Source organism: Nonomuraea sp. NPDC050691, assembly GCF_040654455.1.
GTDB lineage: Bacteria > Actinomycetota > Actinomycetes > Streptosporangiales > Streptosporangiaceae > Nonomuraea.
Map to the genome: position 1 here is coordinate 1 of NZ_JBFAIA010000069.1, position 19,907 is coordinate 19,907.

A 19,907-nucleotide genomic window follows, 5' to 3' on the forward strand; every position below is an offset into this window, starting at 1 on the left:
CGCCCGCGCGCGGTTGCGCAACCCGCCCGCCGCCGCGAATAGCCGGGGGGCGCCCCGGGCGACAGCCCCGGCCCGGTGCGGCAACCGCCGCTCCGCGCCCTTCGCGCCCCGCGCCGCAGCGCCTCCCGTCAGGCCCTCCTCCGCCGCAGCGCCTCCCGTCAGAGCACTCCGCGCCGCAGTGCCGACGGTCAGGCCGCCCCGCGCCGGGCGGCGGATGACCAGGAGCGCCGCCACCGTCAGCGCGTACGCCGCGAGGATCAGCGCCCCTCGCAGGTGTACCGCCGTCGCGAAGCCCGCCAGGGCCCCCGCCAGCGCGCCCGCCCGGAGCGAGCCGGTGCGCGCCAGGTCGTGCGTGGCCAGCAGCCAGCCGAGCACCAGCGTGGGCAGCACCGCGTCCGCCAGCGCCAGCCCCGAGAACAGCAGCAGCGCCGGCGACAGCCCCGCCACGAAGGCCAGCGCCACCGCCTCCCGCCGGCCCAGCGCGAGCCGCCGCAGCACCACGTACGCCAGCGGGAACGCCGTGGCCGCCGCCATCGAGCCGATCCCGGCCACCAGCCGGTAGACCGTGACGGGATCGGACGTCACCCAGTACGCGGGTACGAGCAGTAACGCGTAACCGCCCTGGTAGAACGTCGAACCCGTGAGATCCGCCCCCGCTCCCCCGGCCAGCCATCGGGCGGCGACCAGGTAGCCCGTCTCGTCCGGGTTGGCGACGGGACCGGTGTGGTACCGGAACAGCCACAGCCGCAGGAGCACCTGGGCCAGCCAGCCGCCCGCGAGGGCCCACCACAGCCACCTGCTTCGCCCCCTGGCCGTCTGCCTGACCGCCCGCTGGACGGGTGGCGAGGTGTGCGCGGCGCGGGCCACGGGCGTGGACAGCATGATCTCCCCCTGCTCGACGCCCAGGTGTTCCCCGAGCTCAGAGCAGGGAGTTCAGCAAAAGCCCCCTAACCGCGCCGTCACCACATGTGGTTATACGGACGTTATGTCGGCCTATATCGGGATGTGCTCCCACAGGAAGGACGCCCGACGTCATCACGGCGGACCCACCCGCCATCCCCACGGCCGGCGACATCAAGGGAGCGGGTGACCGCCTGGACGTGAGGCAGGTGAGGACTGCTCGCGGGCCGTGCGCAGGAAGCGGGCCACCAGCGGGTCCGGGTCGTCACGGCGGAAGCAGGCGGCGACCGTCGTGCGCGCCCCACCAGGGCTGATCCTCCGGTACGCGACGCCCGCCGCCCGGATGCGCCGGACGCTCGCCGGGGCGAGCGACACTCCGAGGTCCGCTCCGACGAGCGCGCAGACCGTCTGCCACTCCACCGCCCGCTGCCCCGCGCGCGGCTCGAAGCCCGCCGCCCGGCACAGCCCGGCGATCCGGTCATGGACCGTGGGCGCCGCCTCGCGCGGCAGCAGCACGAACGGCTCGCCCGCCAGGGCCGCCACCGGCACGACCCGCCCGGCGGCCAGTGGATGCCCGGCCGGCAGCACCGCGACGAACCCCTCCGACAGCAGCGGCTCGGCCTCCAGGCCGTCCACCTCGGGCGGCTCCCTCAGCAGCCCCACGTCGAGCGAGCCGTCACACAGCGCCGCCACCTGCGGCGCCGTGGTCATCTCGCGGACCTCCATCTCCACGCCCGGATACCGGTCGTGGTACGCGCCGAGAATCCGCGGCAGTACGGTCAGCGCGAGCGAGGCCGCGAAGCCGATCCGGATGCGGCCCGCCTCTCCCCTGCCGGCGCGGCGGGCCGCGTCGAGGCCGCCGGCGATCTCGCCGAGGGCGCGACGGGCGGCGGGCAGCAGCTCGTGCCCGGCCGGCGTCAGCGTGACCGCGCCGGGGCCGCGATCGAACAGCGGGTGCCCGACCCTGCTCTCCAGCCGCCGGATCTGCTGGCTGAGCGGCGGCTGCGCGATGCCGAGCCGTTCGGCGGCCCGGCCGAAGTGCAGCTCCTCGGCGAGCACGGCGAAGGCGTGGAGCTGGTGCAGCGCGAGCTCGGGCCGCCCCGTCGAGGTCCGCCCCGTCGAAGGCCGCCCCGTCGAGGTCCGCTCCGTGGCCGGCGGGGGCCGGTCCGGGGCGCGCGGTTCCATACGGCCAGGGATATCACACCGCGCGTCCCGCCATCGTGGACGTATCGCCGCCGGTCACCTCCCGTTCCATGCGGCCGGACCGCCAGGGGAGCAGGGAGCGGCGCTCGCGGCGGCCGGCCGATGGTGGCTCCTCCGGCCACCAGGCCGATGCCCTCACGCGCTGGCTGCTCGATGCGCTCTTGGCCGAAATTGATCGGGACTTCCTGGTCGATCTCCTGCGCGCTGACCCGAAGCCGCTCTGTGTGTGCTCCCTGACCTGGAAGCGGGGAAGGCTCGCCGGTATTCGGTGGGTGTGATTCCCACATGCAGGGCGAAGTGGTGGCGGAGATTGTTGGCGGTGCCCAGCCCACTGCGCTCGCTGATGTGGTCGATGGGCAGGGCGGTGGTCTCCAGAAGGACCTGCGCGCGGCCGAGACGCTGATGGAGCAGCCACTTCATCGGGCTCATGCCGGTCGAGGCCTGGAGGTGCCGGTGAAAACTGCGCGCGCTCATTCCGGCGCGCGCGGCCAGGTCGGCGACGGTGAGCGGACGGTCGAGATTTTCCAGGGCCCAGTGCAGCACAGGCGCGATACCGTCGTCGGTCACGGCGATGACGCGTTCCACGAATTGGGCCTGGCCGCCCGGCCGATGGGCGGGAACCACCAGGCGCCGGGCCAGTTGGTTGGCCACCTGGGCGCCGAGGTCCCGACGGACGATGTGCAGGCACAGGTCGAGGCCGCCGCTGAGGCCGGCACTGGTGAGTACATCACCGTCGTCGACGTACAGCGCCGAGTCGTCGACCTTCACCTCGGGAAACCGTTCGGCCAGGACATGAGTGTGTTCCCAGTGGGCGGTGGCGAGGCGGCCGTCGAGGAGTCCCGCGGCAGCGAGCCCGAATGCGCCGTTGCAGAGCGAGACCATGCGTGCCCCCGCGGCTCCGGCCCGCTGAAGCGCGCTGATCAGCTCCGCGGGAAGTTCGCCGTCGCCCCTCAGGTACTCCTCCGGCACGGCCGGGACGATCACGGTATCGACCTTCTCCAGCTCGTCCCATCCGTATGGCGCGTTCAGCGCGAACCCTGGCCGGTCGGAGGAGGTTCCTGGACGCATCCCGCACAACCGCAGGTCGTACCAAGGGTTCGCGAGATCGTCATGGGCCACGCCGAAGACCGCCGAGGCGATGCCCAGCTCGTACATGTCCCACAGGGGGATGGCGTTGTCGATCACGACCAGCGCAACGGATCCAGCAGTCACGAGCACACCCCATGGCAGGAATTTGGTGAATATCGGCACTCCTGCCAGTGTCGGACGACGACGCGCGATGCCACGCTGGTTGACCGTCGTGACCGGCAACGGACAGGGAAGAGACAGACGTGGCAAGGAACACCGATGGCGGTCATCGGAACAGGGTCGACGGACCGGGCGCCGCCCCGCTTGTGATCGTCTGCGTGTGGGACCGCGACGCCGTGCGCGAGTTGCCCGCACCGGCCGGCTGCCTGGACGGGGCACTCGCATGATCAAATGTGCGTCAGGAGGCTTGCCGGACGGCACACGAAGGCCCTGGGAATTGCCTTGCCGGTGGTCGGCGCATTTCACAGGAGCTTCGTGTGCCGGTGATTCACTCCAGCAGCCTGTAGTGGCAGTGACAAGGAAGCGGCTGCCGATGACAATCGCTGAAGTGGTTTCAGGCCGGTCGGCCGGCTACTTCTCCCACTCGTAGAGCCCGAGGACGTTGCCGTCGGGGTCGGTCACGTAGGCGAAATACCCATCGGCGAGGGGCAGGTGAACCTTCTCGGTCACGATCCCACCGCCTGCCTTGACCAACTGCTCGATCTTCTCGTCGATGCTTTCGACTTCGATGAGAATGGTCGGCTGCGTGATGCCGATGTCGCGCGTCACCACGCCGCCGTTCACCGAGCCGGGCTTCAGCGGCGTGTGCCCTTCACCCGTCTGGCTCGTATAGGCCATACGGAAGCTGAGCGCGTCGCCTCCGTCCTCCGGATGCCTGGGCTGAACATCCCAACCGAATACGTCGTTGTACCACTCCGAGGCCCGGTCGATATCGCGCACCGGCACATCGAACCAGAACACCTTGTTCATCTTCATTCTCCTTCGGTCGTTCTTCGTTCACGATGAACACTACGAGCGTTCCGACGAGGCCGACAAGTACTGACTTAATTGTAAGCACCTACATCATGGTTAGCGGGGAGGAAGCGATGGTGCGGCAATATCCTGCGACATGCGGTCTGGGTATCGCTTTGGCGGCCATTTCCGGTAAATGGAAGGCGACGATCCTCTGGGAGCTGCACAGCCGGCCGGTGCGCTTCGGCGAATTGAGAAGGCGTATCCCCGGCATCAGCGAGAAGGTTCTGTTCGAACAACTCCGGGTGATGGAGGCGGACGGCCTGATACGGCGCGATGTCTATGACGAAGTGCCGTCCAGGGTGGAATACACCGTGACTCCGGCCGGCGCCTCGCTCAACGCCACGGTCCACGCCTTGGCCGAATGGGGTCTTGAGCATGTGTCCGACATCAGGGTCGCGTGAGAGATCGCCCGTCGACCCGGCCCGCATCGACGGCGACCGGAACCAGTACCGTGAGTCGGTGATCTACCTGCAGACGTTCATCAGGGGCGTCGCGCTGACCGGCATCGCGGGAAGGTGAGTCTTGAACTACGAACGCCAGCCGTACCGGCGCTGTGGCCGAAGTGGCCTGCTGCTGCCCGCCGTCTCCCTCGGGCTGTGGCACAACTTCGGCGGCGGCAAGCCCCTCGACGGACAGCGGGCGATCATCCGCAAGGCCCTCGACCTCGGCATCACCCACTTCGACATCGCCGACCGGTACGGCCCGCCGCTGGGCGCCGCCGAGTCGGCGTTCGGCCAGATCTTCCGGCAGGACCTGCGGGGACTGCGCGACGAGATCGTCGTCACCACCAAGGGCAGCAACCCCATGTGGGACGGCCCGTACGGCAAGGGCAACTCGCGCAAGCACCTGCTGGCCACGCTCGACCGGTCGCTGGAGCGGCTCGGTCTCGACTTCGTGGACATCTTCTACCTGCACCGCGACGACCCCGAGACGCCGCTGGAGGAGCAGGCGGCCACGCTCGACCACATGGTGCGCACCGGCCGCGCCCTGTACGCGGGCGTGTCGAACTTCTCCCCCGAGCGCACCGCCGGGATCGCCGCGCTGCTGCGTTCCCTCGGCACGCCGCTGCTGGTCCACCAGCCGCCGTACTCGCTGCTCGACCGGGGCATCGAGCGGTCGCTGCTCGGCGTGCTGGAGGAGGAGGGCGTCGGCTGCGTGGTGTACTCGCCGCTGGCGCAGGGCCTGCTGACCGACCGCTACCTCGACGGCATCCCCGAGGACTCCCGGGCCGCCGAGGGGCGGTTCCTGACGGCGGACAAGGTCACGCCGGAGGTGCTGGCGTTCGTCCGGGCGCTCGGCGAGCTGGCCGCCGCGCGCGGGCAGAGCGTGGCGCAGCTCGCGCTGGCCTGGGCGCTGCGCGACCCGCGCGTCACCTCCGTGCTGGTCGGCGCGTCCAGCCCCGAGCAGCTGGAGGCCAACGTGGCGGCCGTGGACCGGCTCGGCTTCACCGGCGACGAGCTGGCCGCCGTCGAACGGGCGGCCAAGGAGGCGGGCGTCGACGCGTAGGACCACGACGGCGGCGCGCGTCCCGGCGCGGCGGGCCCCAGCTCAGGCGCGGCAGGACGCGCGGCGGGCCCCTGGCTCAGGCGCGCCGGAACGCGCCCCGGACGTGCACCGGCACGCCCGTGCCGAGCATCCCGGGCAGCACCTGGGCCACGTTCATCGGCATCCGCACGCACCCGTGCGAGGCCGGGGACAGCGGCACCGACAGCGCGCCGTGGAAGGCGATGCCGCCGTTGAAGAAGATCGGGTTGTACAGCCGGCCCAGGTACGAGGTGTGCCAGCCCGACTTGCGCCAGGTGGTCTTGTAGTCGCCCGTGGGCGTGCGGGCCGAGCCGCAGAAGCGCTGCTTCTTGCCCTGCCACACCGCGGTCTCGCAGTACGCCACGCCGCTGCCCGACGAGATGTGCGTGATCAGCTTGGGCTGACCGCCCACGTACAGGACCATGATCTGCTTGGTGAGGTTGACCTCGGCGCGGGTCGGCCGTCCGTTCGGCACGAGGACCTTCGGCGCCCTGGGGCTCTCCAGAGCCTTCCAGGTGCGCGCGGCGACCGTGCTGGTCGGCGCGACGCCGTTGACCTTCTGGAAGGCCCACACGGCTGTCAGCGTCGTCCCGCCGTACCGGCCGTCCGCCTTGCCCGGCTGGTAGCCGAGCTCGGCCAGGCGGCGCTGGAGCCACGTGACGGCCTCGCCCTTCGCGCCCAGCCGCAGCGTCTTGCGGGGCGCCTTGACCGTGACGGCCGCCGGGGCCGCGAAAGCCGCGGGGGCCGTGAGAGCGGTCGCGGTCGCGGGGGTGGTCGTCGCGGCCTCGAGCGCCGGCGTCCCGGTGGGAGCGGCGGCCGCGGGCCCCGCGCCGAACCCGGTCAGGACGACCACGCCGGCCGTGACGAGAGCCGCCGTTCCCGACAGACGTCGTGTCCTCACGCGAAGCACCTCTTCAGCTCAACAATCGAATCAAAGGACCTTACACCACCACCATGACCAGGTAAGGGCAAGGTCAATCCCCGTAGAGTGGCCCCATGTCCGAGAAGTCGCCTGACGCACAGCACACGGCACAGCATCCGGAGCCCTCCGCACCCCCTACCGTGGCGGAGCTGGCGGCCCGCTCCATCGGGCTGCCCGCCAACGCCGTCATCGTCCAGGGCGCCCTGCGCGAGCTCGGCGCCGCCGGCGAGATCGTCGTCCTGCCGGAGAAGGCGCCCACCGCCGCGACCGCCGCCGCCCAGCTCGGCTGTGAGGTCGGCGCGATCGCCAACAGCCTCGTCTTCGACGCCGACGGCGCGCCCCTGCTCGTGATGACGAGCGGCGCGCACCGCGTGGACGTCGAGCTGGTCGCCCGCACCGCCGGCGTCCGGTCGGTACGGCGGGCCACGCCGGAGTTCGTCCGGCAGGCGACCGGCCAGCCGATCGGCGGCGTCGCGCCCGTGGGCCACCCCTCCCCGATCCGCACCCTCGTCGACACCTGGCTGAGCAAGTACGACGTGGTGTGGGCCGCCGGCGGCCATCCGCACACGGTGTTCCCGACGACCTTCGACGAGCTGGTGCGCATCACCGCGGGCACCCCGGTCGACGTCGAGTAGGTCGAGTAATGTGCGCAGCGTGATCGAGTTTCGCGGGGCGGGGCCGGCCGAGTTCGACGAGCGGCTGGACACGGTGATCGACATCTACGCCGCCGCCATGCGCCCTCCCGCGGACCAGATCACGGGCCGGCGCAGCATCATGCGCAACCACGGCATGTACCCGCGCTTCCAGTGCTACTTCGCCGAGCTGCGCGGCGAGCCCGCCGTCCCCGTTCCCTGGACGGGGACGGGGACGGGGCCGGGGCGGCGCGGGGACGCCAAGGTCGTCGGGTTCGCGTACGGCTTCCACGGCGCGCCCGGCCAGTGGTGGCACGACGTGGTCCACCGGGCGCTGGAGGAGCGGTCCGGGCCCCGGGTGGCCGACGCCTGGCTCGGCGACGCGTTCGAGCTGGCCGAGATCCACGTCCACCCCGACTACCAGGGCAAGGGCATCGGCCGGGCCATGATCACCACGCTGTGCGCGGGGCGCCGGGAGCGCTCGGCCGTGCTGTCCACCCACGACCGGCCCACCGCCGCCCGCCACCTGTACCGCAGCATGGGCTTCACGGACCTGATCTCGCGGTTCGTCTTCCCCGGCGGCTACGAAGAGTACGCGATCGCCGGCCGGCCCCTGCCGCTGTAGCCGACGGACCTCCTGGTAAAGCCTTGACCAGCGAGTTTGGCGGACGTGACGCGCGGGGATGAATGACTACGCAAAGTAATGGACGCTCTACCGCGCGTCTACCCACCCCTACCCGCCACCCGCCGGGTCCCCCTGCGGGCGGGTGGCGGGCCCCACCGGGTCCCCCCGGGTCCCACCGGCCCCATCGGGCCACGCCGGGCCGCACTTGGCACCGGCCGAGCCTCGCCGGGCCCCTGCCGCGGACGGGTTTCGCGGCGGCGGGAATGTTCCCGGCCGAGGCGTGGTTCTATGACACGTGGCCGGTGTGCCCAGTGTCCCCGGGCCTCACCTATCGCCTTCGCGGAATACCGTTCGGCTGGAGCCGCGTTGTGCACCTCGCCGAGAGGCGACACGCACACCGGTACGCACACGTCGAAGAGCCCGTCCCCGTCAGGGGGCGGGCTCTTCGCATGGGCGCGGGCAGGGCCTCAGACGGCGACCGGCTCCGGGTGCGACAGGAGCTGGAAGACCTCGCGCGAGGCGCTCGACCGGTTGAACGTGATGAAGTGGATGCCCGGCGCGCCCTCGTCGAGCAGCCGCTGGCACAGCTCGGCGCCGTGCTCGATGCCGAGCCGCCGCACCGCCGCCGGGTCGTCGGCGACGGCCTCGAAGCGGGCGGCCAGAGCCGGCGGGAACGGCGCCCCCGACAGCTGCTCCGAGCGGGCGATCGTGCTCATCTGGGTGACCGGCATGATGCACGGGATGATCGGCGTGTCGCAGCCGCGGGCCGCGACCCGGTCGCGCAGCCGGAGGTAGTCGTCGGCCTGGAAGAACATCTGCGTGATCGCGTAGTCGGCGCCCGCCCGGCACTTGCGCACGAAGAACTCGGTGTCGGACTCGATGGACGGCGAGCGCGGATGCTTGTAGGGGAAGGCCGCCACGCCCACGCAGAAGTCGCCGGCCTGGCGGATCAGCCGCACCAGTTCCTCGGCGTACAGGACGCCATCGGGGTGCCGGACCCAGTCGCCGGTCGGGTCGCCGGGCGGGTCGCCGCGTACGGCCAGGATGTTGCGCACCCCGGCGTCGGCGAAGCGGCCGACGAGGTGGCGCAGCTCGCGGGTCGAGTGGTTGACGGCGGTGAAGTGGGCCACCGGCGTGAGCGTCGTGTCGTGGGCGACCCGCTCGACGATGTCGACCGTGCGGTCGCGGGTGGTGCCGCCCGCTCCGTACGTCACCGAGACGAAGGTCGGCCGCAGCGACTCCAGCTCGCGGATCGCGCGCCAGAGCTGCCGCTCGCCCTCGTCGGTCTTCGGCGGGAAGAACTCGAAGGAGAACGACCGGCCACCGGAGGCGAGGAGCTCCCGGACGGTGGGGACACGATCGGGCAGGACGGATGGTCGACCAAGGGCCATGGTCCAAGGTTACCGTGGCGTGCCCCGCACCAGCGGTCAACACGGTGGCCTGGAGATCCGGCGTCGTCCGGCGGCCACTAGTCTCAAGGCATGAACACTGAGGCCGCGAGCATGGACACCTTGCGCGAACAGGTGGACCGTTGCCTGAGGGAGTTCGTCGACCGGCAGCTTCCCGTCACGGGCGCGCCGGAGCTGGAGCCGCTCCGCCTGGCCGCCAAGGAGCTGCTGGCGGGCGGCAAGCGGCTGCGTCCCGCGTTCTGCTACTGGGGGTGGCGCGGCGCGGGCGGGGCCGACCTTCCGGGCATCTACCTGGCGGCGGCGTCGCTGGAGCTGCTCCAGGCGAGCGCGCTGGTCCACGACGACGTGATGGACAAGAGCGACCTGCGGCGCGGCATGCCCTCGGCCCACCGCCGGTTCGAGGCGATGCACGCCGGCTCGGGCTGGCACGGCTCGGCCGAGCAGTTCGGGATGGGCGCGGCGATCCTGCTGGGCAACCTGCTGCTGATCTGGTCCGGCGAGATGTGGCGCGGCAGCGGCCTGCCGCCGGAGGCGCTCGCGGGGGCGCAGCCGTTCCACGACCACATGCGCACCGAGCTGATGTGCGGCCAGTACCTCGACCTGCTGGAGCAGGCCCACGGGGAGAACACGTTCGAGTCGGCGCTGCGGGTCGCGCTCTACAAGAGCGGCAAGTACTCCGTGGAGCAGCCGCTCCGGCTCGGGCTGGCGCTCGCGGCGGGCAAGCTGGAGCCGTGGATGGACGAGCTGTGCACCACGTACGGCACGCGGGTGGGGATCGCGTTCCAGATGCGCGACGACATCCTCGGCGTGTTCGGCGACCCGGCGGCCACCGGCAAGCCGGCCGGCGACGACCTGCGCGAGGGCAAGCGGACGATGCTCGTGGCGCGCACGCTGGCCGCCGCGACGCCGGAGCAGGCGGCGCTGGTGCGCAGCCTGCTGGGCGACCCGGGGCTCGACGACCGGGGCGTGGCGGCGCTGCGCGAGGTCATCGAGGACACGGGGGCGCTGAAGGAGTGCGAGGACCTGATCGGGGCGTACCTGACCGAGGCGCTGGCCTGCCTCGACCAGGCGCCGATCACGGCGGAGGCGCGCTCCGCGCTCGCCGGCCTGGCGGTCGCGGCCACCTCACGCCAGGCGTGAGCGGTCAAGCACCGCCCGAGGAGTCGCCGCAGACAGGGATGTCCGCGCCGGGCATCGTCACACCGTGGGGTGGGCGGCCCGGGTTGCCGGAGCCTCTCCGCAACGAGGGGCGGCCGGCGATCAGCGACCACACCATCCAGATGACGACGCCCGCGAACGCGATCACTAAACCGGCCGCCACGACCGTGGACACCGTCATCACGCCGCTCCCAGACGCTTGGCGAACTCGGCGGCCGCCGCGCCCGGGTCGTCGGCCTCGGTGATCGCCCGGACCACGACGACGCGGGTCGCGCCGTACGCCATGACCTCGTCCAGGTTGGCGAGGTCGATGCCGCCGATCGCGAACCACGGCCGGTCCGTGCCGAGCCCGGCCGCGTGCCGCAGCAGCGGCGGTCCCGGCGCCGGACGCCCCGGCTTGGTCGGTGTGGGCCAGGTCGGCCCGCAGCAGAAGTAGTCGACGCCTTCCTCCACCGCCGCGGCGGACGCCTCGGCGGCGGAGTGGGTGGACCTGCCGATGAGGATGTCGTCGCCGAGGATCTCTCGTGCGACCCTCACCGGAAGGTCGTCCTGCCCCAGGTGGAGCACGTCGGGGCGGGCGGCGTGGGCCACGTCCGCCCGGTCGTTGACGGCCAGCAGCTTGCCGTGCCGGTCGCAGGCGTCGCGGAAGACCTCCAGCAGCGCGAGCTCCTCGCGCGCCTCCAGGCCCTTCTCGCGGAGCTGGACGACGTCGACGCCGCCGGCCAGGACCGCGTCGAGGAAGTCGGCCAGATCGCCGCGCCCGCGGCGTCCGTCGGTGCAGAGGTAGAGCCGGGCGTCAGAAACCGAGGGCCTGGGCACGTCTTTTGACCTCGGTGTGGCGGCCCGCGCGGATCGCCTCGATGGGCGAGCCGGGCAGCGAGTCGTCCGGGGTGAAGAGCCAGCGCAGCGCCTCGACGTCGTCGAAGCCGGCGTCCTGCAGCACGGTGAGTGTGCCGGGCAGGCCCTTCATCACCTCGTTCCCGTCGAGGAACACGGCGGGCACGTGCGGCCCGCCGCTGCCCCGCCGTACGCCTAGCAGCTTGTGGTCCTTGAGGAGTTGCTTGGTGCGTCCGAGCGAGAGCTGCATGCGCTGGGCCACCTCGGGAAGAGTGAGCCACTCTTCGACGAGTTGGTCGGTCTCCCGGTCGATCTGTGCAACAGAAAGCGTCACGAAACCACAACTACCACATGGCGCGCTTGCTCAAACAACACAATCGCGTAGAGGGACATCGGGATCTACCAGGCGTTCTGGGTCGATCCGGTGGCCCGCGTCGATGATGCGGCGTCCCTGGACGAGGTCGCGCGGGCGGTCCACGGCGAGAACCGCGGCCAGGGTGTCCTCTTCCGTCAGCCAGCAGGCCGACCACTTGCCTTCCGGCCCGCCCCGGTGGAGGAGGCGGGCGCCGGCCGGGTGGTGGCCCGCGTACTGGACCATGTGGCCGAACTGCTCGGACCAGAAGTACGGCACCGGGTCGTACACCGCGTCCTCGCCGAGCAGCGTGGCCGCGGCGACCTCGGGCGCGCCGAGCGCGGTGTCCCAGTGCTCGACCCGAAGGCGGGTGCCGTAGCGGCGCGACCACCAGGCGGCGCAGTCGCCCACCGCGACCACGCCCGGCAGGGAGGCGCGCAGGTGCTCGTCGGCGACGACGCCGTTGTGCAGGTCGATGTCGGCGCCGGCCAGCCACTCGACGGCCGGGCGGACGCCGACGCCGGTGACGACCACGTGCGCCTCGACGAACTCCCCGTCCACCAGCCGCACGCCGCCCTCGTCCACCGAGGCGACCATGGTGTCGAGCCGCAGGTCGATCCCTTCGTACCAGCTGAGGGTGCGGGCGCCGATCCCGGCGGGGACGGCGTGGGAGAGCGGGGCGGGGCCGGCCTCGATCACGGTCACCTCGCAGCCGGCGCGGCGCGCGGCCGTGGCCACCTCGGCGCCGATCCAGCCGGCCCCGATCACCGCGACGCGGGCGCCGCGGACGAGCCTGGCGCGCAGCTCCAGCGCGTCGTCGAGGGTGCGCAGCACGTGCTGCTGCCCGTCGCCGGGCAGCGTGACCGGGTCGGCGCCGGTCGCGATGACCAGGCCGTCGTACGGCAGGTCGCCCTCGCTCGTCTCGACCACGCCCGGGCGCAGGCCGGTGGCGCTGACGCCGGGGCGGAAGTCCACCTCGAGCGTCGCGAGGTCGGAGTCGACGAAGCTGGAGTCGCTGGTACCCAGCAGCACCGCCTTGGACAGGGGCGGGCGGTCGTACGGGCGGTGCCGTTCCTGCCCCAGGAGGACGATCTCACCGCCGAACCCCCGGGCCCGCAGGGCCTCGATGCTGCGCACTCCGGCCAGGCCCGCTCCGGCCACCACGACACGGTTCACGTTCAAGACCATAACGGGGCCGCCGCCGGAGTCCCGCACCGAGGCCGTAGGCTGGGGGCGTACGACGCGCGGGAGTCCGGCCGTGACCGGGCTGAGAGGAAGGCTTGACCGGGCCTTCGACCGCAATCCACCTGATCCGGATCATGCCGGCGAAGGGAGCGCGCATGGAGCTGATCGTGGGCGGCGGGATCGTCGGGCTGTCGGTCGCCTGGCGGCTGTCGCGGGCGGGGCGGGCCGTCACCGTGGTGGACCCGGCGCCGGCCTCCGGGGCCTCGCACGCGGCGGCGGGCATGCTGGCGCCCGTGAGCGAGGTCTCCTACACGGAGGAGCCGCTGCTGCGGCTGGGCGTGGCGTCGCTGCGCCGCTGGCCGTCGTTCGCCGCCGAGCTGGCCGCCGACGCGGGGCTGCCGCCCGGGGTGCTCGCCCCTTCGCCCGGGTCCTCCGGGGCGCCCTCGTACGGGGTGGACTTCCGCGCCGACGGCACCCTGGACGTGGCGTTCGGGGCGGACGACCTCGCCGCGCTGGACGAGCTGGCCGCCTTCATGGGCAAGCTGGGGCTGCCGGTCGAGCGGCTGACGGGCCGGGAGTGCCGGCGTCTGGAGCCGATGCTGGCCCCCTCGGTGCGGGGCGGGCTGCTGGCGCCGGGCGACGCGTGGGTGGACCCGCGCCGCGTCACGTCCGCCCTGCTCGCCGCTCTGGAGCGCCGGGGTGTCCCGGTGGTGCGGGCCCGGGTGTCGAGGCTCCTGCGGGCCTCTGAGGGCCCCGGGGACGGCGCCGTCGTGGGCGTGGAGCTGGCCGCCGCGGCCGGAGGCGGGGCGGTTCCCGCCGAGATCCAGGCCGACGGGGTGGTCCTGGCGGCCGGCGTGTGGAGCGCGGAGCTGGCCGGCGTCCCCGTCCGGCCGGTCAAGGGCCAGATCATGCGGCTGCGCTCCGCCGAGCCGCTGCTGAGCCGGTGCGTACGCGGCGTCGTCCACGGCGCCCCCGTCTACCTGGTGCCGCGCGGCGACGGCGAGCTCGTGGTGGGCGCCACGCAGGAGGAGCTGGGCTTCGACACGCGGGTGACGGCCGGCGGCCTGTACGAGCTGCTGCGCGACGCCCGTGAGCTGGTGCCCGGGGTGACGGAGCTGGAGGTGGCCGAGGTGGTCGCCGGGCTGCGCCCGGGCACTCCGGACAACCTTCCGCTCATCGGCCCGAGCGGCACGCCGGGCCTGACGCTGGCGACCGGGCACCACCGTGGCGGGGTGCTGCTGGCGCCGCTCACGGCGGCCCTGCTCCAGGGGGAGGAGCCCGAGCTGGCGGCCCTGTGCTCCCCCGCCCGCCACCACCCGGTCCCCGGGCCCCAGGGCTTCGGCGGCCTCCCGTACGACAAGACCTCCGGCTCCGAGGAGATGGGATGAGAGTGACGATCAACGGCAGCCCGCGCGAGGTGCCCGACGGCACCACCGTGGCGCAGGCCGTGCGGATCCTTACCACCGCCACCACCGGCGTGGCGGTGGCCGTGAACGACGAGGTCGTGACGCGCGGCTCGTGGGAGACCACGGCGCTCGGCGACAGCGACCGCGTCGAGGTGCTGACGGCGGTGCAAGGTGGATGATCTGATCATCGCCGGGGAGAAGTTCTCGTCCCGGCTCATCATGGGAACCGGCGGGGCCCCCTCGCTGGAGGTGCTGGACCAGGCCCTCGCCGCCTCCGGCACCGAGCTGACCACGGTCGCGATGCGGCGGCTCGACCCGTCGGCGCGCGGCTCCGTCCTCGACGTGCTGCGCGAGCGCGGCATCAAGGTGCTGCCCAACACCGCGGGCTGCTTCACGGCGGGCGAGGCCGTGCTGACGGCCCGGCTGGCCCGCGAGGCGCTCGGCACGAACTGGGTCAAGCTCGAAGTGATCGCCGACGAGCGGACCCTGCTCCCGGACCCGATCGAGACGTTCGACGCGGCCGAGCGGCTGGTGGCCGACGGCTTCGTGGTGCTGCCGTACATCGGCGACGACCCGGCGCTGGCGCGCCGCCTGGAGCAGGCCGGGTGCGCGGCGGTCATGCCGCTCGGCGCGCCCATCGGCTCGGGGCTCGGCATCCGCAACCCGCACAACATCGAGCTCATCGTGGAGGCGGCCGGAGTGCCGGTGATCCTCGACGCGGGCATCGGCACGGCCAGCGACGCCGCGCTGGCGATGGAGCTGGGCTGCGACGCGGTGCTGCTGGCGACGGCGGTCACCCGGGCGCAGCGGCCCGACCTGATGGCCGCGGCCATGCGGGGCGCGGTCCAGGCCGGGCGCCTCGCCCGCCAGGCCGGCCGCATCCCGCGCCGCCGCTACGCCGAGGCGTCCTCCCCGATGACCCCGTGAAGCCGTATCGGACGTCCGCAAAGGGGCGTCCGAAACGGCCGGGCGGGGGCCACGGCTCCGCATCGTTTCGGATGGTCGCGCCCTGCGGGCGGTGAAACGCCCGTAAACTCGGCGGCGTGGACACGACGACTGCGGACCCCCTGGTCGGGCGGACCCTGGACGGGCGCTACCGCATCGAGTCCCGGATCGCGCGGGGCGGCATGGCGACCGTCTACCTCGCGCTGGACGTCCGGCTCGACCGCACGGTCGCGCTGAAGGTCATGCATCGCTCGCTCGCCGAGGACCCGGCGTTCGTGCGGCGCTTCATCGGGGAGGCCAAGTCCGTGGCCAGCCTCTCCCACCCCAACGTGGTCCACGTCTTCGACCAGGGCACCGACGGCGACGTCGTCTACCTGTCCATGGAGTACGTCCCCGGCAGGACGCTGCGCGACATCCTCAACGAGCGGGGCAGGCTGCCGGCCCGCGAGGCGCTGGAGATCCTGATCCCGGTGCTCGCGGCGCTGGGCGCGGCCCACCAGGCGGGCATGGTCCACCGCGACGTCAAGCCGGAGAACGTGCTGATGACGGCCGACGGCCGGGTCAAGGTCGTGGACTTCGGCCTGGCCCGGGCGATCGAGGCGACCAACCAGACCCGCACCGGCATGATGATCGGCACGATCGGCTACATGTCGCCCGAGCAGGTGACCACCGGCCGGGCCGACGTGCGCACCGACGTGTACGCGGCCGGCATCATGCTGTTCGAGCTGCTGACGGGCCAGCCGCCGTACGACGGCGAGACGCCCATGTCCGTGGCCTACCGCCACGTCCACGACACCGTGCCGGCGCCGTCGTCGCTGACTCCCGAGCTGCCGCCGGTGGTCGACGCGCTGGTGGCGCACGCCACGGCGCGCGAGCCGGACGCGCGGCCCGCCGACGCGACCGCGATGCTGGTCGAGGCGGTCGAGGTGCACCGCCAGCTCCCCCGGCTCACCGGTCCCGGCGTCCCGCACACGGGCGCGCGGTACTCGCTGCCGGGCACCGGCCCGTACGGGCCCTCGGGCCCGCTCCCCGCGCCCACGGCGCAGCTGCCCTCCGGTGCCCAGGCGTCGCCCACAGGGCCCGGGACGGGTTTCCGGACGGGTCCCCCTTCCGGGGCTCAGCCCGCGGGGCCGGCTCCCGGCGGCTACGGCCCGCAGCCGTTCTCCCAGCCGGGCGTCCCCCCGGGGCAGCCGGGGATGACGGTGGCCATGCCGCAGGCCCCGCCCGGCGGCGCCGTCCCCAACCCGACGATGATCCAGCCGCGCGCCGAGACGCCGGCGGAGCCGCCCTCCGGGCGGCGGCGCGGGTTCCGGCCGAGCTGGATCATCGTGGCGCTCGCCGTCGTGATGGTGGCCGCGATCGGCCTGACCGGCTGGTACGTCTCGCGTCCCCGGTACGTGACCGTGCCCGCCGACCTGGTCGGCAGGCCCGTGTCCCTGGTCGAGCAGAAGCTCGTCTCCGGCGGGCTGAAGGTGCGCGTGGCGCAGGGCCGCCACGACGACAAGGCCGACGAGGGGATGGTGCTCAGCCTCGATCCCGTGGGCGGGCAGGAGGTCGAGGCGGGCACGACCGTGACGCTGGTGCCCTCGCTCGGTCCCAAGCTCGTGGTGGTGCCCAAGGTGGCGGGCATGTCGGCCGACGACGCCCGCGCCGCCATCGCCAAGGTGGGCCTGACCGTCGGCACCGTCCGCCGGCTGGCCAACCCCGACGTGGCCCGCAACACGGTGATCCGCACCTCGCCGCTCGTGGGCGAGAAGCTCAAGGAGGGCACCAAGGTCTCCATCTACGTGAGCGCCGGGCTCACCATGCCCGACGTCGCGAAGATGCCCAAGGACCAGGCCGCCGCCTTCCTGCAGGAGCAGGGCTTCCAGGTGCAGGTCAACGAGGTGGACGACGACGCCGAGCCGTGCACGGTCATCGCCCAGTCGCCCAAGGCCAACGCCGAGGTCGACCGGGGCGCCCCGGCGATGATCACGGTGGCGCGCTGCCAGAACGACTTCTGGGACTGGTGGAGGGGCGACAACGAGGCCCAGGACGGCCAGGAGCACCAGCTCGTGCCCCCGGTCATGGGCAAGAACATCAACGACGCCCGGCAGGAGCTCCAGCAGCTCGGCTGGAAGGTGCGGGTCCTCAAGCTGGGCAAGGGCAGCGGGGTCGTCCGCTTCCAGCGGCCCCAGCCCAACAGCGAGCGGCCGCCGGGCTCGGAGGTCATCCTCTGGCACTGACCTCGCGGTCATGCCGGACGGCGAGGCGGCGCCTGGGGAGCGAGCCGGCGCGGGCCGCGGGGATCAGCCGGTCACGTGGCCGTGCAGGCGTACGCGGGCCAGCCCGCCGTCGGGGTGGATGTCCACCCGCACGTGCGTGACCGGCTCGGTGTGGGCGAGGCGGAACCGGTGCGGGGTGTCCGGCTGCAGCCGGGTCCGGGGCAGCAGCTCGACCTCGCGCTCGCCGTCGAGGCCGGTGAGGGTCACGGCGGCCGGCGCGTTGAAGATGAGGTTCGTGGTGTCGATCTCGGCGAGCCGGATGACGCCCCGCCCGGCCAGCCGGATGACGAGCCACTCGTTGCCCTCCTCGCGGCGGCGGGCGGTCTCCCAGCCCTCCGCCTGGTGGCGGGCCAGGCCGGGGGCGATGACGTTGTTGGGCGAGGAGTAGTAGGCGTTGGAGCAGGCGGTGACCAGGCCGCCGTTCTGCAGCGCGGCCAGGTCGAAACTCAGGCCGTCGTACACCGACAGGTCGGGGCGCGCCTCACCGTGGACCCGCAGCCGGGCGATGCCCCCGTCGGGGAACATGTTGAGCCGCACGTGCGTGTAGCGGGTGTCGTCGGCGACCTCGGCGGGGTGCTCGGCGTCGCCGCGCAGGGGCAGCCCGGGCACGATCTCCACCCAGCGGGCGCCGAGCAGCTCGGCGGGCGACGGGTGGCCCTCGACGGCCGCCGCCTCGACCGACGCGTGAGTGGGATGGTTGCCGGTGAACCAGGCCGTGTCGATCACCACGCCGCGCACGACGCCGGGCAGGCCGAGCCGGACGATCGCCCAGTCGTGCCCCGGCTCGCGCCGCCGCCGCGTCTCCCAGCCGTCGTACACCTGCCCCTTGTTGCCGAACGTCTCCGGCCGGAACGCGGGCCGGCCGGGCCTGATGAGGCTCTCCTTCTCCGCGAACGACTCGTCGCTGGCGGAGACGACCGAGCCGCCCAGGGTGCGCAGCGCCAGGTCGGGCAGCGTGGTGAAGCCGGCGGCCGGCCGCTCTGACGCCATCTACTTCTCCCCCAGCAGGAAGGTCCCGTACGGCTCGCCGTCGACGGGCCGGCCCCGGAGCCACGTGGTGAGCACCGCGCCCCTCAGGGTGCGGCCATGGTAGGGGGTGACGGGGTTGCGGTGGTGGAGGGCGCGGGCGTCCACGGGGTTGGCCGCGTCCGGGTCGAAGGCCACCAGGTCGGCGTCATTGCCGGGCTTTATAGCGCCTTTTCGTGAAATTTCGGCAATCGCGGCTGGCTGGGTGGACATCCAGCGGGTCACGTCGGCCAGCCCGTACCCTCTGCGCGAAGCCTCCGTCCACACGGCGGGCAACCCGACCTGGAGCGAGGCGACGCCGCCCCAGGCGGCGGCGAAGTCGGGCACCTTGAGGTCGGCGGTGGACGGCGAGTGGTCGGAGACGACGCAGTCCAGAACGCCGCGCGCCAGGCCGTCCCAGAGGCGGTCGCGGTTGGCCTCGTCGCGGATCGGCGGGCAGCACTTGAAGCTCGTGTCACCCTCCGGCACCTGCTCGGCCGCCAGGGTGAGGTAATGCGGGCAGGTCTCGGCCGTGACCGGCACGCCGCGGGCCCGGGCCGACTCCAGGGGTTCGAGGCAGGCGGCGCTGGAGACGTGCAGGACGTGGACCCGCGCCCCGGTCTCCTCGGCCAGCCGGATCACCAGCTCGACGGCGCTGCGCTCGGCCGCGCCGGGCCGCGACTCCAGGAACTCCCGGTACGAGGGCCCGGCCGGCACGGCCAGCAGCGCCGGGTCCTCCGCGTGCACCACCAGCAGACCGCCGAACCCGGCGATCTCCGCCATCGCCCGCCGCGCCTCGTCCGGCCCCAGCGGCGGGAACTCCTCCACCCCGGAGGGTGACAGGAAGCACTTGAAGCCGCGCACCCCGCGCTCGTGCAGCGGCCGGAGGTGCTCCAGGTTGCCGGGCACGGCGCCGCCCCAGAACGCGGTGTCCACGTGGCAGCGGCCCTCGGCGGCGCGCAGCTTGGCGTCCAGGGCGTCGGGGGTGACCGTGGGCGGGACGGAGTTCAGCGGCATGTCCACGATCGTGGTGACGCCCCCGGCCGCCGCCGCCCGGGTCGCCGACGCGAACCCCTCCCAGTGGGCGCGGCCGGGCTCGTTCACGTGGACGTGGGTGTCGACCAGGCCGGGCAGGAGAGGCAGGCCGCGCAGGTCGACGTCCTCGGCCGTCTCCAGAGGCGCCTCGTAGGCGTACAGGGCCGCGATCCGCCCCTCGCGCACGGCCACGGCTGCGGGCCGCTCCCCCTCGGACGTGACCACCCGCCGCGACCGCACGACCAGATCGAACATGCCCGCTCCCTTCACCGCACTCCGATCATGTCCCTCCGCGAGCGCGCCCGCGCCCCCGTGCCTCACGCCACGCCTCCAACGCGTCCTCACCATGAGGCCGCCTGCCCCACAAGGCGTCAGGGCGCCCAAGACGGGGACCGCCCGAGG

21 protein-coding genes, 1 pseudogene and 1 riboswitch are annotated in these 19,907 nt (G+C 73.0%); of the genes and pseudogenes, 10 read left to right on the forward strand and 12 right to left on the reverse strand.

Going from position 1 to position 19,907, the window contains the following annotated elements; translation table 11 throughout:
- From AB0H81_RS23820 to AB0H81_RS23835, 4 genes and pseudogenes are all read right to left on the reverse strand, one after another.
- Nucleotides 1–882 (reverse strand): annotated as a pseudogene (locus AB0H81_RS23820) (hypothetical protein); the annotation flags it as partial.
- Between the two features lie 192 nt (nucleotides 883–1,074).
- Nucleotides 1,075–2,085, reverse strand: coding sequence for a LysR family transcriptional regulator (locus AB0H81_RS23825; RefSeq protein ID WP_358378390.1), 1,011 nt, complete (start codon nucleotides 2,083–2,085; stop codon nucleotides 1,075–1,077).
- 153 nt (nucleotides 2,086–2,238) lie between these two features.
- A complete protein-coding gene (locus AB0H81_RS23830) occupies nucleotides 2,239–3,354 on the reverse strand; it encodes a helix-turn-helix domain-containing protein (RefSeq protein ID WP_358378393.1) in 1,116 nt (371 codons plus the stop codon).
- A gap of 408 nt (nucleotides 3,355–3,762) precedes the next feature.
- Nucleotides 3,763–4,161 (reverse strand): VOC family protein, encoded by a 399-nt coding sequence (locus tag AB0H81_RS23835; protein ID WP_358378395.1) that lies wholly within the window; start codon nucleotides 4,159–4,161, stop codon nucleotides 3,763–3,765.
- Between the two features lie 116 nt (nucleotides 4,162–4,277).
- Here AB0H81_RS23835 and AB0H81_RS23840 point away from each other — a divergent pair, with 116 nt between their 5' ends.
- The 3 genes from AB0H81_RS23840 to AB0H81_RS23850 are packed head-to-tail and all read left to right on the forward strand — an operon-like array spanning nucleotide 4,278 to nucleotide 5,712.
- Complete coding sequence (locus tag AB0H81_RS23840; RefSeq protein WP_358378398.1) at nucleotides 4,278–4,607, forward strand: helix-turn-helix domain-containing protein; 330 nt, start codon at nucleotides 4,278–4,280, stop codon at nucleotides 4,605–4,607.
- Nucleotides 4,582–4,725, forward strand: coding sequence for a hypothetical protein (locus AB0H81_RS23845; protein ID WP_358378401.1), 144 nt, complete (start codon nucleotides 4,582–4,584; stop codon nucleotides 4,723–4,725). Before AB0H81_RS23840 ends, AB0H81_RS23845 begins: the two co-directional genes overlap by 26 nt.
- A gap of 3 nt (nucleotides 4,726–4,728) precedes the next feature.
- On the forward strand, nucleotides 4,729–5,712 hold the full coding sequence (locus tag AB0H81_RS23850) for an aldo/keto reductase (protein ID WP_358378404.1): 984 nt from the start codon (nucleotides 4,729–4,731) through the stop codon (nucleotides 5,710–5,712).
- 76 nt (nucleotides 5,713–5,788) lie between these two features.
- Here the strand turns inward: AB0H81_RS23850 and AB0H81_RS23855 are convergent, their stop codons facing one another.
- Nucleotides 5,789–6,631, reverse strand: a complete 843-nt coding sequence (locus tag AB0H81_RS23855; RefSeq protein WP_358378406.1) for a L,D-transpeptidase family protein — start codon at nucleotides 6,629–6,631, stop codon at nucleotides 5,789–5,791.
- A 95-nt stretch (nucleotides 6,632–6,726) separates the two neighbouring features.
- On the opposite strand from AB0H81_RS23855, the gene AB0H81_RS23860 reads away from it, so the two are divergent.
- Nucleotides 6,727–7,287 carry a YbaK/EbsC family protein gene (locus tag AB0H81_RS23860; RefSeq protein ID WP_358378409.1) on the forward strand — a complete coding sequence of 187 codons (561 nt, stop codon included), beginning with the start codon at nucleotides 6,727–6,729 and terminating at the stop codon, nucleotides 7,285–7,287.
- A gap of 19 nt (nucleotides 7,288–7,306) precedes the next feature.
- Nucleotides 7,307–7,909, forward strand: coding sequence for a GNAT family N-acetyltransferase (locus AB0H81_RS23865; RefSeq protein WP_358378412.1), 603 nt, complete (start codon nucleotides 7,307–7,309; stop codon nucleotides 7,907–7,909).
- A gap of 467 nt (nucleotides 7,910–8,376) precedes the next feature.
- On the opposite strand, the gene metF is transcribed toward AB0H81_RS23865, so the two are convergent.
- Complete coding sequence (gene metF, locus AB0H81_RS23870; protein ID WP_358378415.1) at nucleotides 8,377–9,300, reverse strand: methylenetetrahydrofolate reductase [NAD(P)H]; 924 nt, start codon at nucleotides 9,298–9,300, stop codon at nucleotides 8,377–8,379.
- 90 nt (nucleotides 9,301–9,390) lie between these two features.
- On the opposite strand from metF, the gene AB0H81_RS23875 reads away from it, so the two are divergent.
- Nucleotides 9,391–10,458 (forward strand): polyprenyl synthetase family protein, encoded by a 1,068-nt coding sequence (locus AB0H81_RS23875; protein WP_358378418.1) that lies wholly within the window; start codon nucleotides 9,391–9,393, stop codon nucleotides 10,456–10,458.
- 4 nt (nucleotides 10,459–10,462) lie between these two features.
- Here the strand turns inward: AB0H81_RS23875 and AB0H81_RS23880 are convergent, their stop codons facing one another.
- The 4 genes from AB0H81_RS23880 to AB0H81_RS23895 are packed head-to-tail and all read right to left on the reverse strand — an operon-like array spanning nucleotide 10,463 to nucleotide 12,841.
- A complete protein-coding gene (locus AB0H81_RS23880; RefSeq protein ID WP_358378421.1) occupies nucleotides 10,463–10,657 on the reverse strand; it encodes a hypothetical protein in 195 nt (64 codons plus the stop codon).
- Nucleotides 10,657–11,295 carry a thiamine phosphate synthase gene (gene thiE / locus AB0H81_RS23885; RefSeq protein WP_358378424.1) on the reverse strand — a complete coding sequence of 213 codons (639 nt, stop codon included), beginning with the start codon at nucleotides 11,293–11,295 and terminating at the stop codon, nucleotides 10,657–10,659. Before thiE ends, AB0H81_RS23880 begins: the two co-directional genes overlap by 1 nt.
- Nucleotides 11,273–11,647 carry an Rv2175c family DNA-binding protein gene (locus AB0H81_RS23890; RefSeq protein ID WP_358378427.1) on the reverse strand — a complete coding sequence of 125 codons (375 nt, stop codon included), beginning with the start codon at nucleotides 11,645–11,647 and terminating at the stop codon, nucleotides 11,273–11,275. The genes thiE and AB0H81_RS23890 overlap by 23 nt, the downstream gene beginning before the upstream one ends.
- Before the next feature lie 30 nt (nucleotides 11,648–11,677).
- Nucleotides 11,678–12,841, reverse strand: coding sequence for an FAD-dependent oxidoreductase (locus AB0H81_RS23895; protein WP_358378430.1), 1,164 nt, complete (start codon nucleotides 12,839–12,841; stop codon nucleotides 11,678–11,680).
- 58 nt (nucleotides 12,842–12,899) lie between these two features.
- Nucleotides 12,900–13,016, forward strand: a riboswitch (TPP riboswitch).
- Here AB0H81_RS23895 and AB0H81_RS23900 point away from each other — a divergent pair.
- The 4 genes from AB0H81_RS23900 (at nucleotide 13,006) to AB0H81_RS23915 (ending at nucleotide 17,426) form a co-directional block, all read left to right on the forward strand.
- On the forward strand, nucleotides 13,006–14,238 hold the full coding sequence (locus AB0H81_RS23900; RefSeq protein ID WP_358378433.1) for an FAD-dependent oxidoreductase: 1,233 nt from the start codon (nucleotides 13,006–13,008) through the stop codon (nucleotides 14,236–14,238). Its footprint overlaps the riboswitch before it by 11 nt.
- Complete coding sequence (thiS, locus tag AB0H81_RS23905; RefSeq protein WP_358378436.1) at nucleotides 14,235–14,435, forward strand: sulfur carrier protein ThiS; 201 nt, start codon at nucleotides 14,235–14,237, stop codon at nucleotides 14,433–14,435. The genes AB0H81_RS23900 and thiS overlap by 4 nt, the downstream gene beginning before the upstream one ends.
- Nucleotides 14,428–15,183, forward strand: coding sequence for a thiazole synthase (locus tag AB0H81_RS23910; protein WP_358378439.1), 756 nt, complete (start codon nucleotides 14,428–14,430; stop codon nucleotides 15,181–15,183). Before thiS ends, AB0H81_RS23910 begins: the two co-directional genes overlap by 8 nt.
- 116 nt (nucleotides 15,184–15,299) lie before the next feature.
- On the forward strand, nucleotides 15,300–17,426 hold the full coding sequence (locus AB0H81_RS23915; RefSeq protein ID WP_358378442.1) for a PASTA domain-containing protein: 2,127 nt from the start codon (nucleotides 15,300–15,302) through the stop codon (nucleotides 17,424–17,426).
- Between the two features lie 63 nt (nucleotides 17,427–17,489).
- Here AB0H81_RS23915 and alc read toward each other — a convergent pair whose 3' ends face one another.
- Together alc and allB are read right to left on the reverse strand one after the other, a co-directional pair.
- Nucleotides 17,490–18,455, reverse strand: a complete 966-nt coding sequence (alc, locus tag AB0H81_RS23920) for an allantoicase (RefSeq protein ID WP_358378445.1) — start codon at nucleotides 18,453–18,455, stop codon at nucleotides 17,490–17,492.
- A complete protein-coding gene (allB, locus tag AB0H81_RS23925; RefSeq protein ID WP_358378448.1) occupies nucleotides 18,456–19,760 on the reverse strand; it encodes an allantoinase AllB in 1,305 nt (434 codons plus the stop codon).
- Nucleotides 19,761–19,907: the final 147 nt, after the last annotated feature.